The organism is Hymenobacter rubidus (assembly GCF_016734815.1).
GTDB classification, from domain to species: Bacteria; Bacteroidota; Bacteroidia; order Cytophagales; family Hymenobacteraceae; genus Hymenobacter; species Hymenobacter rubidus.
In genome coordinates, this window is sequence record NZ_JAERQF010000014.1 from 54,958 (window position 1) to 70,780 (window position 15,823).

The window sequence follows — 15,823 nt, forward strand, 5'->3', positions numbered from 1 at the left end:
GCGACGGCTTAGAGGAAGAACGAGCGCACCACCGTGGCCACGATGACCAGGAAAATCATCGAGCCGAACCACGAGACGGCCGTTTTCTGGGTGTCCTGGTCGCCGGCGTTCCACTTGCCATACACCTTGATGGCCCCCACCAGGCCCAGCACCGCGCCAATGGCGTACATGAGCTTGGTCAGCGGGTCGAAGTAGCTGGTAACCTGGGTGGTGGCGTCCTGAATGCCGGCCGTGCCGTTGCCGCCCCCGGTCTGGGCGTAAAGCAATTGCGAGCTGAATAGCAGGACCACGAGGGCCAGCGAGGTAACTAAAGGTTTCTTAGTCATGGCAAGGGAAAAGGAGGCGGGAATCAATGATTAGGAAGAAAGAAGACCGGGCTACTCATCGTCGGGGCCGAAGAGGTCATCCAGCTCGGCGTTGTTAATGGCCATCTGCTGGGCCATTTGCTCGGCTAGGGTGGTGCCGGCCAGCTCGACCGGCGGCGCGGGCTGCTGGCCGGCTTGCAGCAGGGTCAGGTATTCGGCAACCGAAGCGGCGGCCACCAGCCGGGGCGGGTCCACGGGGGCTATGTCCAGCCGCGAGGCCACCGGCTCTTCGAACGTGGCCAGCGGCTCGTAGCCATCCGCTACCAGGGGCAACTGCACAGTTTCGGGCTCCAGCACCCCGCCAGCCGTCGTATCCGCCGCCACAGACTCCGGGGGCAGGTTATGGGCCTCGCGCCGGACCAGCGCAGCCAGGTGCTCATCGGCCTGGTCAGCCTCTTCAGTGCGGTTTTCATCCTGCGCCTGCGCCTCGTCGCCCGCGGCGGCCGTGGCTTCCATTGGGGCCGTATCGCTGGTGCTTTCGTCGTGGCCAGTGGCGGTGCCGGTCGAATCGGGCAGTGCTCCGCTGACCAGCGGCTCGGCGGCGGCCGGCAGGTTCTGGTCCGCGCCGGCTTCGGGACGTTCCGCGTCATCGGCTTCTTCGCGGGCTTCGGTGGCCGCTGGCATAGCCTTCACGAAGGCCGAGGTGGGGCGCACCAGCGAAGGGGGGGCTACCGTACTGCCGCCCACGCCGGCGAGCTGGGCACCAGCCATCTTTTTGCCCGGCGTCAGCAGGGCCGTGAGCTCTACCCGGTAGTAGAGCAGGCCCACCACCAGGTAGTAGAGAAGAACCACAACCAGGACGAAAAGGCCAAACTGGCCCCAGGAATAGGCGCTGAGCATCGCGGGGAAATAGCGTGGCACCCCAGGCCGACCGGCCCGGGCGTAAACTTGCCAAACCGTGATTTGACGCTACAAACCTATCCGGGCTATAAACCGCTTGGGTAGAAAGTTGACGAATGGTTGGAATTCGGTGGTGAGGTGCAGCCCCGACACACGAACGGCACCGCATTCAAGCCTGAATTCTAGAGAAAAGAAGCTTGGCTGTTGCAGAACTTGCTGGACGGAGCACTAAGCGGGTAGGCGGGCTGTCAAAAGCACGTAAATGGCCCATTTGCCATTCTTTCCAGTTCGATTCGGCTTATCAACCCCTTGTTTCCAGATGCCACACCGAGTTGTGCAACCGCCACGAGCGACTGATTAGCGGGGCGCAGAGTGATGACTTGCCCGGCTGCGCTCGCCATTCGTTTTTAACTCGGCGGGAGTATTTCCCGTTGAACGGAATTGGCTGTTGACCTTCCCTATGCTCCTACTTTTCCGCATCTCCTGGCTGCGCATGGCGGCCGCGTGGGGGGCGTTTGCCTTCTTTATGATGCTGGTGGCGTACGGGCAGGCCATTACGGGCACCGGGCCGTTGCAATGGCGCACGGTACTGCTGGGGCCGCTGCTGTACGGGCTGATTGGGACCCTGCTCACACCGGTGGTGTTTGTGCTGGCAGCGCGCTTCGACCTCACGGCCGGCCGCGCCCGCTGGCTGCCCTACCTGCTGGTGCACGCGGCCGCCAGCGTGGCCCTCACGGTGGCCTACCGGGCCTTGTTCATGGCCACACTCTACCTGGTAGGCGGCTCGAATGCGCCCGTTTCATGGGTCACGATTCTGGCGGGATTTAATTTCTGGATTCCGCTCTACTGGATGGTGCTGTTCGTGGCCTACGCCCTCGACTACCACGACAAGTGGCAGCGCCGCAACCTCGACGCGGTGCGCCTGGAAATGCAACTGGTGCAGGCCCAGCTGCACGCCCTTAAGCAGCAGCTCAACCCGCACTTTCTCTTCAACACCCTCAATGCCATTGCCACCCTCATCGGCGACGAGCCCGCCGCCGCCCAGCGCATGATGGCCAAGCTCGGCGAGTTTCTGCGCCTGGTGCTCGACCACTCCGATGCCCAGCAGGTGCCGCTGGCGCAGGAGCTGCACTTCGTGGAGCTGTACCTGGACATGGAGCAGGTGCGGTTTTCCGACCGGCTGGCCGTGACCTACGAGGTGGACCCGGCCGCGCTCCCAGCTCTGATTCCGCACCTGCTGCTGCAGCCCCTGGTGGAAAATGCCGTGCGCCACGGCCTGAGCGCGGGGGGCACCGGCCGCCTGCATATTGCCGCCGAGCGGCAGGGCCAGCAGCTGGTGGTGCAGGTGCGCGACTCCGGCCCCGGCCCTGAGCAGGCCGGCCCCCGGGGCGTGGGCCTCGAAAATACCGAGCAGCGCCTGCGCGCCCTCTACGACGACCAGTACGCGCTGCGCCTGCTGCCCGCGGCCGGGCAGGGCACCGTGGTGCGCATCGAACTACCCTTTCACCACTAATTTGTGGCAATGGCCCCCATTCAAACCCTGATTGTGGACGATGAGCCGCTGGCCCGCCGGCGCATTGCCCAGCTGCTGGCCAGCCAGCCGGGCTTTGTCATCGCGGGCGAGTGCGGCACCGGGGCCGAGGCGGTGGCCGCGCTCTCGCACGGACCGGCCGTGGATTTGGTATTTCTGGACGTGCAGATGCCCGATTGCAACGGCCTGCAGGTGTTGCAGCAACTACCGGCCCGGCCGCGGCCGTTGGTGGTGTTCGTGACAGCCTACGACCGGTATACCTTGCAAGCCTTTGAGGCCCACGCCGTGGATTACCTGCTCAAGCCCCTGGACCCTGACCGTTTCGCGCGCTGCCTGCTCTACGTGCAGCAGCGGGTCGGGCAGGTGGCCGCGCCGGGCTGGGAGGCGGTGGTGCAGGCGCTGCCCGCCCCGCCGGTGCCGTATGCGTCGCAGCTGCTGGTGAAACAACCCGGACGTTTCTACTTCGTGCCCGTCGAGCAGGTGCTGTACCTCGAAGCCACCGGCAACTACGTCACGGTGCACGCGTCCGGTGAAACCCACCTGGTGCGCGCCACGCTCACCCAGCTGGCCAGCCAGCTCGACCCGGCCCGCTTCCTGCGCATCCACCGCTCGCTGATTGTGCACACCACCCACATCAAAGAGCTGCGGCCCTGGACGCACGGCGAGTACTTGCTCACGCTGCACGATGGCACGCACCTGACCTCTTCGCGCAGCTGCAACGAGGGCATTCAGCAGTTTCTGCGGCAATTTGTCTCTTAAGTACAGCTATTGGCTGGGTCAACTGCTTAAGGAATATTGCCACTCGTCCCGCTAAAAGGCCACTTCGTCACGGTGGATAAACACTGCTTACTTATCGGCCGTATGAGCGGGTGTCGGGCCGCATTCGTGGCGCAGCCATGTTTTGCCAGCTTATATGCCCCAAACTACTACTACGCTACCTAGCCCTGTGGCTTTACTCCCGGCCCCGGCCGAGCAAGAGCTGGTGCAGCGCCTGCTGGCCCGGGACGAGCGCGCTCTGGGGCAGTTGTACGAGCAGTACGCCCGGAATCTGTTCACCGTTATTCTGCGGGTGGTGCAGGACGAGGCGATGGCCCAGGACGTGCTGCAGGAAGGCTTGCTCAAGGTCTGGCTCAGCATTGGCAGCTACGAGGCCACGCGGGGCCGCCTGTTTACCTGGATGGTGCGCGTGTGCTGCAACCAGGCCATTGATGCCCTGCGCAGTCCGCGCCAACGCTTTCACCGCCGCAATCCGTCGCTGGAGGCTGCTGGAGCACACTATAGCCCGGCTCCCACGGCCTTTTATCCCGAGCATATTGGCGTGCGCGAGCTCATCGTGCAACTAAAGCCCCGGCAGCGGGAAGTCATGGACCTGCTCTATTTCGGCGGCTGCACCCAGGCCGAGACGGCCGAGCAGCTAGCCATTCCGCTGGCCACCGTGAAAACCCGGGCGCGCGCCGCTTTGGTCGTGCTCTCCCGCATGGCCCGCTAGTGGCAGCGCCTACCTAAGCAGCATCTTCTCAATTAACCTGTTTCATCTCTCATTTTTTACTTTACCTCCTGAACTGATGGCCAACCTGCACCACTTCCGAGTGCCCGCCCTTCTTGTTTCGGGCCTTGCCGTGGTGGCGGCCGCCGCCTGCCAAGGTGGTTCCGACACGAAGACAAGTACTGAAACTTCCACCACCCAAGCGGCGATGGATTCCGCCGGTACCGGCGCCACGCCGGTCGCACTGCGCACCGGCAACGCTGAAGCCGGCCGCGACGTGTACCGCAACGAAACTTTCGGCGACGAAGGCTTCTGGACCGATGCCGTGCGTATGCCCCAGGGCATGAAAGCTGCCAAGCTCACGGTGCTCGATGCGTTGAAAGCCGGGGTGAGCTTTGACGTGGACGCGATGCCGGCCGACCTGAAAGCGGCCTTCGCCAGCGAACTGAAAACCGACCATTCGCCCGCCAAAGCGCCCAAGCTCAACGACCCCGCCACGCTGGATGCGCTGGTAAAGGCCAACGCCGTCATCGGAATGGTGCCCAAGGGCGGCAAAGTGGGCGTGACCTGCGCCCTGTGCCACGCCATCACCGATAAGTCGATGTACGAGCTGACGGGCAAAGGCACGATTGGCAAGCGCATCGACGGCCCCACGCCGCACGGCCTGAACGTGGGCAAGCTGCTGGCCACGGCCGCCAACTCCCGCGCCCTGTTTCCCACCTTGCAGCTGCAGCAGCCCGACGGCAGCACCATCGGCCGCGCCCCGAAGGGCCTGACGGCCAAATCGACCGAAGCCGAGGTGGATGCCTACTTAAGTAACCCGAAGTTCTACCCCGTGGGCACCTTCGACGACTCGCCCGACGGTAACGGCAATTCCGTGCACATCACGCCCTTCTTCCGGCAGGATTTGGCCGCGCCCTACGGCTCGTCGGGCCAGAACGACCAGCTGGATGACTTCAACAACACGGTCTACACGGCCCTGTTCGACCAGAGCAACCTGCTCTCGCCCGGCGGGCGGCAGTTCATGCACGCCCTCGGCGCGGCGGGCGGTGACTCCATCGTGGCCGGCTACGCGAAGGTGCTGGCCGCTACGGGCGTCACCGGCTATCCCTTCGTCACGGCCCACCTGCAGGGCAAGGCCGGCGACCCGCCCACGCCCACCGGCAAGCGCGTGGACGAGCAGAAGCTGCGCGACCTGAACGCCTACGTGTCGAGCCTGCAAGCGCCCAAGGGCGTGGTGCGCAATGCCGCGCAGGTGGCCAGCGGCCGGGCGCTGTTCATTGCGCAAAACTGTACGGCCTGCCACAACACCAACCAGGGCGTGGCTGTCCAGGCCAAGCTGGTGCCGATGAAGGTCATCTGGCCTGGCTACGCGCCCAAGGTGCTGGCCCAGCGGCAGGCCCCGCTCACCCCCATTCAGAATGCCCCCGGCACATTTGATGACAAAATGGTGGTAGTGGATGCCAGCCCCGGCGGCGGCATGCGCGGCAACGCGCTGCCCCTGCTGCTGGACCTAGCCCGCAAGCCCGTGTTTCTGCACGACGATTCCGTGCACAGCCTCGACGAGCTGCTAAATCCCAAGCGGGGCAAAACCGCGCCGCACCCGTTCTACGCCGTAACCCCGGCCGAGCGTACCGCGCTAGTGGCCTACTTGAATAGCCTGGACACCGACAGCAAGTAATAAGCTCCTTGCATTAGCTGCGGCGTCCCGCACGGCCTTTTTATCACCGGGCAGGACAAGCTTAGCCGCGACCTGATTGTCTTTGTCACTAACAGAGAAGTACGCTGTGCCCAGAATAGCTAAGCGAGTGCGTAATTGAAAACGAAAGCCCCGGCCCCGATAAAGGGCCGGGGCTTTATTGTGCCTGGGAACCCGGGCAGCCATCGTGCTTACGTCGGGATTCTCGCCGGGCTAACGCCCCCGCTTTCCCCGCGACGAGAGCAGCCAAAGGCCACCGGCTAGCAGCGCCAGTGCGGCGGCCACGACGGCCGCTTTCGGCAAAGTCGGTGCCGCCGCTTCTGATTTTGACAAAGCAATGGATTCATCGGTGAAGGGCTGGCGGCTGGTGGCGGCCAGAATCAGGCGCGTGGCTTCGGCGGGCTGGTCCCACTGCGGGAAGTGGCCACAGTGCTCAAACCAGTACAGGCGCGCATCCGGGAACTTCGCCAGCGCCAGCGTCGACTGGCTCGGAAGGCACACCCGGTCCTGCCGGCCCCAGCCAATGACCAGCGGCCCGGGGATGCTGCCCTTGGGCGCGGGCTGCTGCACCTCGCCGTGCGCCAGCTGGTCGAGCAATTCGTCAAAGGCGGGCGAGTGGGCGAAGGTGTACATCTCGTCGATGGCCTGCTGCGAATCTACGGCCCAGGGGCGGGCCGAAAACTGCGGGAGCAACACCGTGCGGCCCACCGCCGAGCCGGCCAGGGCGGGCATCACCGGCTGCAGGGCCTTCACCAGCTTTACCGACAGGTCCACAGAGTGGTAGAAAAAAGGAATCTGCCAGCCCTGCCAAAATCCGCCCGGGTCCAGCGAAACCACGGCACCGAGTACACCGCCGCGCCGGGCCAGCTCCAGCACCAGCCGCGCGCCCATCGAACTGCCCACGGCATCAATCCCGAGCAGGTCATGTTGAGTGAGAAAGGACGTCACCGCGTCGGCCAAGGTGGCGATGGAGTTTTCGCCGGTCATCTTGGGCGTTTCGCCGTGGCCGGGCAAGTCCACGGCGATGACGTCACGCTCGGCGGCCAGCGCGTCGATGATGGTATTCCAGGACCGCCAACTGCCGCCGATGCCATGGACTAGTAACAGGGGGCGGCCGGTGCCGCGGCGGACAAAATGCAAATCCATAAACGGAAGAATGAAAACGGGTGAAAAAGAACGTACAGCCCTGTAACAGCCGACCTCCCGAAACGGCTGAACGAAGCAGGCCCAAAAACGAAATACTGCCCCTAAGGCCCGCAAGCTGCAGGTTGACGCTCTGGCCTTTCAATGGCCCGTCAGCCTAGCCTTTCCGGACGGTTGGGAGTACAAACAACCGATTCGAGAGACTTGGCTGCGGGTTCTGCAACCGCCACAGTGGATTTTGTAGGGTGGATTTTGTGGCCTGAATGCTAATCATTGATAGCGGGCATTAGGCTACCCCACCAGATGAATGCGGTTTTTCAATTCGTCCTTGGATGAACGGCTGACGGGCACGTAGTCCTCGCCGAGCAAAACGCTACTCTCCTCATAAGCCTGTACACGGTCCAGATTCACGATATAGGAGCGGTGGGTTTTAAAGAATTGGTCAGGCAGCTTCTGCTCCAGCTCTTTCATCGTGGAATCGAACACGAACTTTTCCCGCACCGTGTGCATCCGCACGAAATTCTGCAGGGCTTCGAAATAGAGAATATCGGCGAGCAGCACCTTAACGTGGCCGGAGCCCTTGCGCACAAACAGGTAGTCCTTGAACTTGGGACAGCGCTCGGCCGCTCCCAATACCTCCGTGTCGGCGGCATTGGCGTTGTCTAGGACGGGGCCGGTGGGGCCGGCCTGATAGGCATTGTAAAGGGCCAGCTCGACCTGCACCCGCAGCGAATCATCGGTGAAGGGCTTGACCAAGTAGCCGTAGGGCTGGGCCAGCTTGGCGCGGTTCAAGGTGTCGGCGTCGGAGCGTGCCGTAAGGAACACCACTGGTACAGCAAACTGCCGGCGAATGAGCAGGGCGGCCGCGATGCCGTCGCAGTCGCCGGCAATGTTGATATCCATCAGCACCAGCTCCACGGGCTGCGTGGCCAGCACGCGCAGGGCCTCATCGCTGTTGTCGACGGGTTCGAGTGGGGTGTGCCCCAGCCGAACCAGCGTGCGTTCTATCTCGGCGGCAATAAGCAATTCATCTTCAACTATGAGAATGGTAGACATAGGGTGGGATAAAGGACACGACGCAAGGCTCGTCATTCACGAGTAACCTCCATGCGTGTGCCCGTGGGAAAGGAACGGGTCACCGACAGCTTCGCTTTCAGCTGTTTGGTGAGCGTGCGGACCAGCTGCATGCCCAGGGAATGGGCCTTCGCCGGCGCGTCCTCGGCCGGCATTCCGGCCCCGTCATCGACGATAACGAGCTGAAAGCCGGTGGGGCGGCTGGCGAAGGAAACGTGCAGGTGGCCCTCGGGAAGGCCCCGAAAAGCGTGCTTGTACGCATTGGTCACCAATTCGTTCACCACCAAGCCCAGCGTGCTGGCCTCTTTGGGGCTCATGATTACCGGAGCCAAGTCCGAACTCAGCTGGATGGTTTGCTCGGGCGTAGTAAGCGCCGTTTTCAGAGAATCAAGCAGTTCGCGCAGATACTGGTCCATGCGTACTTCGGCCAGATTATCGGCTTGATACAAGAATTCATGCACCAAAGCCATGCTCTGAATTCTTACCCGGCTGGCATCCAGCGCGGCCACCAACGCGGGTTCGGGCAGGGTGGCGGCCTGCCAGCCAAGCAGGCCGCTCACCAGTTGCAGGTTGTTTTTCACCCGGTGGTGAATTTCCTGCAGCAGCACCTCCTTTTCGGCTACGGACCGGCAGTTAGCCTGATTGGCCACGGCCAGCAGGGCTTTTTGCCGCCGCAGCCGCCAGTACAGCCACGCTCCTACCCCGATAGTCGTCGTCAGCCCGCCCAGCAGCAGCCAGAGCGAATGCAGCTGGGCCCGCTGGCTGCGCTGCTCGAACTCGGCGGCCCGCTTCTGCTCAGTGAGCAGCTTCACGTCGTAACGCACCTGCAGCTGGGCCAGGGCCTGCGCCTTGTCGCCGTTGAAGAGGGAGTCACGCAGGTTCTGGGCCCGGTTGTCAAGGTCGAAGGAGCGGCGCATGTGACCCTGGTCGGCATGCGCCCAGGCCAGGTTGGCCAACGCGTCGGCCTCGTAATCGGGCATCTTCAGCTCGCGGGCCAGGGTGAGGGCCAATTCCGCCATCCGCTGCGATATTGCCGGCTGTTCTTGCAGCCGGTACACGCGGGCCAGCGCCAAGGCCGAGCTGGCCGTCTGGGGCCGAAACCCGTGGCGCTGCATGACGCGTAGCGCCCGATTCATGTTCGTGGCCGCCGAATCCAGCGTGGCCGTGGTCTGGGGCTTAATCATGGCGTACACCTCGCCCCGGAACTGGTACACGTAGCCCAGGCCCCGGGCATCCTTCGCCCGCTGCATATAGGGCAACGCCCGAGTCGCATAGTGCAGCACCGAGTCGTAGCGCTGCATCACCAGAAAGGTGTTGGCCAGGTTGAGCAGCAGCCCGCCCCGCTCGCGGGGTGGAACATTGCCTACAGCTCCTTGCTGCTGGTAGGCCTGCCGCATGTACTTCAGGCCCCCGGTCACGTCTTTGGTATCCACTGATACCAGGCCCATGCACTGCGTGAAGCGCCACTCGTCAGGTAGCTGGTGCACCCTGGCCACGCCGGCGCCTTCTTGGCTGTACTGCATGGCGGCCACGTAGTCGGCCGCCCGCTCACAGTTCACCACCAACTGGTACAAGCCATCGGCCACGCGCGGCCAGTCCCGCCGGTGGCGGGCCAGCTGCACGGCCTGCTCCCCTACCCGGCGGGCCTCCGGCTCATCCTGCGCAAATAGCGCATCACTTAAAGCGCGCAGCGTCTGAAACCGGACCGAGTCCGGCAGTTGCCGCCGCCGGGCCACTTCGCGCAGCGAGTCAACGGTGGCGCTGTCCCCGGGCGAGGCCAAGCTGTTTTCGGCCGGCAAACCGGCGCCACCGGCTACCGTACTGACCAGCAGCAGGGCCAGCACGGTCAAACGCTTACCGCCCGCCACGTCGCTTCGACACACTTTGGGGGCTGAAAATGAAAGTACTGCTGGTACGCATTGCTGGTAGAGTATAGGGCCCCTCCCCTACCCTGCCCAGGTAGGCCGGCAGCGGAGGGCATAGTTTGAAATAGGGAAGGAAGAACCGACGGCCCCCCAATCGGGCCGGGCCGGCGGAATAGTCCCTAACGGATACGCTTACTTTTTGGGCGACATCATCTGGCGCAGCTGCCGCTGAAACGCTTTCTGAATCTGGGCCTCGTTCGCCGCCTTGAACTGGGCGAGGATGTTGTGAATAACATCAGTCGAGGAGGCTCCCCCACCCAGCAGCAGGCCCATCTGCTGGAAAAACTGCTGGTGGCTGGCCGTGATGCGAATCTGAAAGGTCTTCTTCTCCGCCGAATCCGCAAAGAGGGAAGTCAGGTCCAGCTTATCCTTGCCGTCCCCCGTGGCAGCTGGCATCGGCGCAGCTTCCACTTCCACCGCCTCTTCTTCCTCCGCATCTGCAACGGGTAATTCGGCAGATGGAGCGGCCGATGGTGCCGGTGCTACCACGGGCGATTGTTTTTCTCCCTTTGGTTCTACTGGTACTGCACTGGCGGCTGGCTCGGGAGCCGCAGCAAATTGAGGTGCGGGCTCCGTGGCGGCAACGAGTGCGACCGGCACCGACGGTTCCGGTTTTGCTGCTGGGACCGGGGACGCGGCTTCGACGGGCACTGCTGCCGCCTCCGGGGCCGTAGCCGCCGGGGTGGGCGTAGCCTCCGGGGCCGGGGTGGGCAGTACGAAGGGCTGACTGGTCCCCATGTGGCTGATGGCCGCGACGGAGCCCGTCAGGCGGGCCAGCTCAGCCATTTGTTCTTCCGGGGTGGGTTTAGGTTTCTTGGTGGAGGCTTTGGCCATGATGAAGGAGGATGCAGGCTTAAAATTTTAAAGGAAAAGCAGCGGCGGATGGGCCGTGAGGCTACGCGCCGGGGGCTGACTCGACAGCCGGGGCCGTAAACGCAATGGTTTTACCCGAGGGCGTAACGGCCCCCTCCCCTACCACGAGGGCCAGGATTTCCAGAATGAGCTGGCCCAAACCGAGCCGGCTGAGGTCGCGCTCCGGTAGCGGAAACATCGTGGAGCGGTTTTCCTTATAAGTCATCAGTAGCTCCACCCGGCTTTTGAGCAAGGGCAGCCCTTTCTCCTGAAACAGCTCCTCCGTCTTGTCATAAATCCCCTTTTTCTCGGACTTCACGAACTTGTTCCAGAAGGCGTAGAAACCCAGTAGGTTGGAGTCTTCATCGCGGGCCTGCACGAACTGACCCAGAATGCCCATGTAGGACATGGTGGAGGCAATTGAGCCCTTGTCCGGCTCAATCGGCAGAAAGATGTAATCCACCAGCCGTAGCAGTTCGGGGAGCCCCACCACGTTCACCGTGCCGGGCGTATCCACCAGGATGAAATCATAGTCCTGCTCAAACAATCCCTCGATGGAACTCACGGCTTTTTCCACGCTGGAAATGATAACCGGATACGGCGGGATGCCCTGCTTCAGCAGGCGGGCCTGAAACGGCGCTTCCGACTGCAGCCGGTTCTGCTCTTCAAGGCGGTAGGCGTGCAGGGAGTTCTGCGGGTAGTCGCAGTCCACCATGGCCACCTTGTAGCCATAGTAGTAGCACAGCGCAGAGGCCATGTGCGTGCCGATGGTCGATTTACCAGCGCCCCCCTTCTGGGTGGCAAATGCGAGTACGTGGGGTTGATTCATGCGAAGGGCCAGAAGGTTTAGAAATGCTGGATTATTAGTTGCAAAGTGGCGTTGTGGCATAGCCCCTTAGGTGCAATGGTGCAACGCAATAAAGTTGCTTTGTTGCAAAAAGTAAAAGTTGCTTAGTTGCAAATCAACAAAGTTTGGATGTGACAATGTTGTTTAGTTGTAATGTGGCGAAGGTAATTGGTTGTATTGTTGCAAAGCAACTTTATGGCAAAAATTTGTGAACAAATTATGTGGTAAAGTTGCAAAGTTGTTTTGGTGTATTGGTGCAATCAATCAAATGTTCGGGCGCAGTACATTCTGTCCTGTCTCAAGTTGTATAGTTGCAAAGGTGCAATGGGATAATGTGGCAGAATTAATCAGGAGATGATGCTATGTGATAAAGGCAAAATTGTTGAGGTAATTGGGTGTAAAGTTGCAAAGGTTTAAAGTTGCATTGTGGCATAACTCACTAAGCCTAGCCCTAGTCCTAGCACCGTGCAACGCCCCCGTCCCAATAGCTCGTTCATCGTCCAGCAAGCCATGTCATTGTCCGGACAAACTTCGTTTGCCCGATTCAATGACACCGCCAAGTTCGCAGGCTCACATGGCTTGGCTTGCTAGTTTAGCGTATAGTATTTAGAGTTTCGCAGTTCTAAAGTAGATTTAGCAAACCTGGGTAAAGCTAATGTCCCCAGAATCATTATGGAACCAGAGAAGCAAGCTGAGAATACCATTGACGCAGCCCGTACTTTGCGTATCGATGTGCGGGTGAGCCCGGATGAGAAAAAGGACTTGCAGGAAAAGGCAAAGTTCGCCGGCTACAAAAAAGTGTCGACTTATCTGCGCGACGTGGGCCGGGGAGTTGAGGTCAAAGAAAATATCCCACCGGAGCTGCGACGGCAACTAGTAGGTATCGGTACTAACCTGAATCAGATAGCTCGACTGGCGCAAGCTGGCAAGTCATTTAGCTCTCACGAGGCCCAGTTAGTACAAGCACTTGCTATTATTAGGGGGTACCTCGTATGATTGCAAAGACCACCACCGGCAATGACTTCGAGGGGGCACTAACCTATGGTGCGGGGCAGCGCCAGGGCCGTGGCAAGGAGCCGGGGGAGGCCCCGCTTTTGGTCGTGGCTAATCTGATTCCGGGTACTCCCAGGGAGATGGCCCAGGATATGCGGGCGGTGGCAGCGCAGAGCAAAAAGATTCAGAAGCCGGTATGGCACACCGTGCTCTCGTGGAAGGCGGGGGAGGTGGTGAGCCAGGCGCAGAAAGTGGCCGCCGCCCAGCGGTATTGTGAGCTGATTGGTGCGCCCATTGACCGGCATCAGGTGGTGGTTTATGAGCACCGGGATAAGAAGCACGCGCACGTTCACATCTACCTGAACAGGGTGCCGATTGATGGAGGACCGGCGTTGCGGACGGATAATAACTTCTACCGGCAGCCGGCCATTACGCGGCAGATAAGCCAGGAGCTGGGTATGGACCCTATCCCCGAGCGGCGGCGCAGCCTGCGGGCGCTGGACCCCACGAAAGAGGCCGCGCGGGAGCAGGTCAGCCGGGCGTTGCAGCACTTACTCGCGCAGGCTGATAGGGGAGGGGAGGAATGGCTGGCTTTGCAATTGCAAAAAGAGCTGATTGGAGTTCGCTATACCCACGACAAGGGGGGCATACTTCGGGGTGTGAGTTTTGAACTGAATGGCGTGGCGGTCCGGGGGCAGGAGGTAGGCTATAAAGGAGCGCAGCTACGCGAGGCATTGGCCGCGCCCGGGTTGCAGGCGGCGCTAGGGCCGGAAGTTGCGCGTGCTCCCGCCACGGACACGCCAGCCGTACTGCCGAAGCCCAGTCGGCCCGAGCCGACGAAGCGCCCCCGCCGGAAGGGGCCCGCCCGGTAGCGGCCGGACGGGTAGGGCGGTTCATTCGTGTGCCCGGCGTGCACCTCACCGCTGACTTTGGACCGCTCGTCAAATAATCCGCGCCGGGCGCTGCCGGCGGGGGTAAGTTGCTTGATTCACCAAGCGTTTCAATCAATGGAAGACGAGAAAGGACTGCGGAAAATCATGGAGTTTATGCGCCTGTTTGCCATTGTGCTGATGGGCATTAACATCTACTATTACTGCTTCGGCTACTTCAAAAGTATGGGCTGGACACCGGCCGTGGTCGAGCATATTCTGGAGAGCTTTACCAAAAATACCTTCCTGTTTAAGGCCAGTTGGGTGAGTAAGACGCTATCCGTGGTGTTCCTGCTGCTGAGCTGCCTCGGCACGCGGGGGCGGGCCAATGAAAAGCTCAAAGGGGCTTCCGTGGCGGGCTACGCGGTCATCGGGTTGGCGCTGATTTTCGGGTCGGATATCGTGCGCAGCTTCGCGCTGGGGGCCGGGCTAACAACGGCGCTATATACCGGGCTGCTGTCGGCGGGCTTTCTGCTGCTGCTGAGCGCCGGGGCCTGGCTGAGTAGGTTGTTTAACAACGACCTGATGAAGGACATCTTTAACAAGGCCAACGAAAGCTTCCCGCAGGAAGAGCGGCTGATGGAAAACGAGTACTCGGTGAACCTGCGCACCGAATACCAGCTGCGCGGCAAGCAGCACCACGGCTGGCTGAACGTGGTGAATCCGTTTCGGGCTACCATGGTGCTGGGCACGCCAGGCTCGGGCAAGTCGTTCGCCATTATCAACGAGTTCATCCGGCAGCACTTGGCCAAGGGCTTCTGCATGTACATCTACGACTACAAGTTTGACGATTTGAGCCGCATCTGCTACAACACGCTGCTGCGCCACCAGGACAAGTTTGACAAGCCGGTGGGCTTCTACGTCATCAACTTCGACAATCCTCGCAAGAGTCACCGCTGCAACCCGCTGCTGCCCGAACTGATGACCGACATCGTGGACGCCTACGAAAGCGCCTCGACCATCATGCTCAACCTCAACAAGAGCTGGATTCAGAAGCAGGGCGACTTTTTCGTGGAGTCGCCCATCAACTTTGTAGCGGCCATTATTTGGTTTTTGAAGCTGTTTGAGAAAGGCAAATACTGCACCTTTCCCCATGTCATCGAGTTTCTGAGCCGCGACTACGAGGAGATTTTCCCGGTGCTGGCTTCGTACCCCGAGATTGAGAATCTGGTGAAGCCGTTCGTGTCGGCGTTTCAGAAGGATGCCATTGAGCAGCTGGAAGGCCAGATTGCTTCGGCGCGGATTCCGCTGGGCCGGCTGGCCTCGCCACAGCTCTACTGGGTAATGTCGGGCAACGATTTTACGCTCGACATCAATAGCAACGAGGAGCCCAAGGTCTTGTGCGTGGGCAACAATCCCGAGCGCCAAGCCATCTACGGGGCGGCACTGGGCCTCTACAACGCCCGGCTGGTGAAGCTGGTGAACCAGAAGGGTAAGCGTAAATCGTCCATCATCATCGACGAGTTGCCCACCATCTACTTTAAGGGGCTGGACAACCTCATTGCCACGGCCCGCAGTAACAAAGTGAGCACCTGCCTGGGCTTTCAGGACTTCTCGCAACTGGAGCGCGACTACGGCCAGAAGGAGGCCGAAGTCATCAAAAACACGGTGGGCAACGTGTTCAGCGGGCAGGTGTCGGGCAACAGCGGCAAGTGGCTGAGCGAACGGTTCGGCAAAATTCTGCAGCAGCGCCAGAGTCTGAGCATTAATATGCGCGAAACCAGCACCAGCCTTTCGACTCAGATGGATAGCATGATTCCGGCCAGCACCATTGCCAACCTCACGCAGGGCAACTTCGTGGGCGCGGTGGCCGACAACTTCGGCGAGGAAATCGACCAGAAGGTATTTCACGCCCGGATTCAGGTGGACGTGAAGGCGGTGACCGCCGAGGCCAAGAACTACCAACCCATCCCCGACATCACCAGCTTTATAAACCCGGCGACGGGCAAGGACGAGGCCGAAGAGATGATTAAGGCCAATTTTAACCGCGTGAAAACTGAAGTGAAGGAGCTGTGCGCACGGGAGCTGCTGCGCATCGGGCAAGACCCCACGCTGCGGCACCTTATCAAGGAGAAAGCAGAAAAGTAAGGCCTGGACAGGTGGAATACTGGACGGCGCGGAGTCAGGGTTTGCGCCCTG

General features: G+C 61.3%; 14 protein-coding genes. 7 read left to right on the forward strand and 7 right to left on the reverse strand.

Going from position 1 to position 15,823, the window contains the following annotated elements; all coding sequences use genetic code 11:
- Positions 1-8: 8 nt before the first annotated feature.
- Positions 9-326, reverse strand: a complete 318-nt coding sequence (locus JKL48_RS11630; RefSeq protein WP_201982572.1) for a DUF4134 domain-containing protein — start codon at positions 324-326, stop codon at positions 9-11.
- 51 nt (positions 327-377) lie between these two features.
- Positions 378-1,157, reverse strand: a complete 780-nt coding sequence (locus tag JKL48_RS11635; protein WP_201982573.1) for a hypothetical protein — start codon at positions 1,155-1,157, stop codon at positions 378-380.
- 508 nt (positions 1,158-1,665) lie between these two features.
- Between JKL48_RS11635 and JKL48_RS11640 the strand changes: the two genes are divergently transcribed.
- The 4 genes from JKL48_RS11640 (at position 1,666) to JKL48_RS11655 (ending at position 5,903) form a co-directional block, all read left to right on the forward strand.
- The gene (locus JKL48_RS11640; RefSeq protein ID WP_201982574.1) at positions 1,666-2,718 is read left to right on the forward strand and encodes a sensor histidine kinase; all 1,053 of its coding nucleotides are present in this window, start codon (positions 1,666-1,668) and stop codon (positions 2,716-2,718) included.
- Between the two features lie 9 nt (positions 2,719-2,727).
- Positions 2,728-3,495 carry a LytR/AlgR family response regulator transcription factor gene (locus JKL48_RS11645; protein ID WP_201982576.1) on the forward strand — a complete coding sequence of 256 codons (768 nt, stop codon included), beginning with the start codon at positions 2,728-2,730 and terminating at the stop codon, positions 3,493-3,495.
- Positions 3,496-3,682: 187 nt separating this feature from the next.
- Complete coding sequence (locus JKL48_RS11650) at positions 3,683-4,225, forward strand: RNA polymerase sigma factor (RefSeq protein WP_317191927.1); 543 nt, start codon at positions 3,683-3,685, stop codon at positions 4,223-4,225.
- A 76-nt stretch (positions 4,226-4,301) separates the two neighbouring features.
- A complete protein-coding gene (locus JKL48_RS11655) occupies positions 4,302-5,903 on the forward strand; it encodes a c-type cytochrome (RefSeq protein ID WP_236668746.1) in 1,602 nt (533 codons plus the stop codon).
- Between the two features lie 231 nt (positions 5,904-6,134).
- Here the strand turns inward: JKL48_RS11655 and JKL48_RS11660 are convergent, their stop codons facing one another.
- The 5 genes from JKL48_RS11660 to JKL48_RS11680 form a co-directional block, all read right to left on the reverse strand.
- A complete protein-coding gene (locus JKL48_RS11660) occupies positions 6,135-7,067 on the reverse strand; it encodes an alpha/beta fold hydrolase (RefSeq protein ID WP_201982579.1) in 933 nt (310 codons plus the stop codon).
- A gap of 288 nt (positions 7,068-7,355) precedes the next feature.
- A complete protein-coding gene (locus tag JKL48_RS11665; RefSeq protein ID WP_198070549.1) occupies positions 7,356-8,120 on the reverse strand; it encodes a LytTR family transcriptional regulator DNA-binding domain-containing protein in 765 nt (254 codons plus the stop codon).
- A gap of 32 nt (positions 8,121-8,152) precedes the next feature.
- Positions 8,153-10,021: a sensor histidine kinase gene (locus tag JKL48_RS23560; RefSeq protein ID WP_201982580.1), complete on the reverse strand. Its 1,869-nt coding sequence runs from the start codon at positions 10,019-10,021 to the stop codon at positions 8,153-8,155.
- Positions 10,022-10,195: 174 nt separating this feature from the next.
- Positions 10,196-10,897, reverse strand: a complete 702-nt coding sequence (locus tag JKL48_RS11675; RefSeq protein WP_201982581.1) for a hypothetical protein — start codon at positions 10,895-10,897, stop codon at positions 10,196-10,198.
- Between the two features lie 61 nt (positions 10,898-10,958).
- Positions 10,959-11,744 carry a ParA family protein gene (locus JKL48_RS11680; RefSeq protein ID WP_201982582.1) on the reverse strand — a complete coding sequence of 262 codons (786 nt, stop codon included), beginning with the start codon at positions 11,742-11,744 and terminating at the stop codon, positions 10,959-10,961.
- 690 nt (positions 11,745-12,434) lie between these two features.
- Here JKL48_RS11680 and JKL48_RS11685 point away from each other — a divergent pair.
- From JKL48_RS11685 to mobC, 3 genes are all read left to right on the forward strand, one after another.
- The gene (locus tag JKL48_RS11685) at positions 12,435-12,758 is read left to right on the forward strand and encodes a plasmid mobilization protein (RefSeq protein ID WP_201982584.1); all 324 of its coding nucleotides are present in this window, start codon (positions 12,435-12,437) and stop codon (positions 12,756-12,758) included.
- Between the two features lie 104 nt (positions 12,759-12,862).
- A complete protein-coding gene (locus JKL48_RS11690; RefSeq protein WP_201982586.1) occupies positions 12,863-13,627 on the forward strand; it encodes a relaxase/mobilization nuclease domain-containing protein in 765 nt (254 codons plus the stop codon).
- A gap of 135 nt (positions 13,628-13,762) precedes the next feature.
- Entirely contained in the window at positions 13,763-15,772 is a 2,010-nt protein-coding gene (mobC, locus tag JKL48_RS11695) for a conjugal transfer protein MobC (protein ID WP_201982588.1), read from the forward strand.
- Positions 15,773-15,823 lie beyond the last annotated feature (51 nt).

Bases quoted from the DNA above. Each gene is read 5' to 3' on its own strand.
- JKL48_RS11630 (WP_201982572.1), bottom strand. From the start codon at position 326: ATGACTAAGAAACCTTTAGTTACCTCGCTGGCCCTCGTGGTCCTGCTA.
- JKL48_RS11640 (WP_201982574.1), top strand. From the start codon at position 1,666: ATGCTCCTACTTTTCCGCATCTCCTGGCTGCGCATGGCGGCCGCGTGG.
- JKL48_RS11645 (WP_201982576.1), top strand. From the start codon at position 2,728: ATGGCCCCCATTCAAACCCTGATTGTGGACGATGAGCCGCTGGCCCGC.
- JKL48_RS11655 (WP_236668746.1), top strand. From the start codon at position 4,302: ATGGCCAACCTGCACCACTTCCGAGTGCCCGCCCTTCTTGTTTCGGGC.
- JKL48_RS11660 (WP_201982579.1), bottom strand. From the start codon at position 7,067: ATGGATTTGCATTTTGTCCGCCGCGGCACCGGCCGCCCCCTGTTACTA.
- JKL48_RS11665 (WP_198070549.1), bottom strand. From the start codon at position 8,120: ATGTCTACCATTCTCATAGTTGAAGATGAATTGCTTATTGCCGCCGAG.
- JKL48_RS11675 (WP_201982581.1), bottom strand. From the start codon at position 10,897: ATGGCCAAAGCCTCCACCAAGAAACCTAAACCCACCCCGGAAGAACAA.
- JKL48_RS11680 (WP_201982582.1), bottom strand. From the start codon at position 11,744: ATGAATCAACCCCACGTACTCGCATTTGCCACCCAGAAGGGGGGCGCT.
- JKL48_RS11685 (WP_201982584.1), top strand. From the start codon at position 12,435: ATGGAACCAGAGAAGCAAGCTGAGAATACCATTGACGCAGCCCGTACT.
- mobC (WP_201982588.1), top strand. From the start codon at position 13,763: ATGGAAGACGAGAAAGGACTGCGGAAAATCATGGAGTTTATGCGCCTG.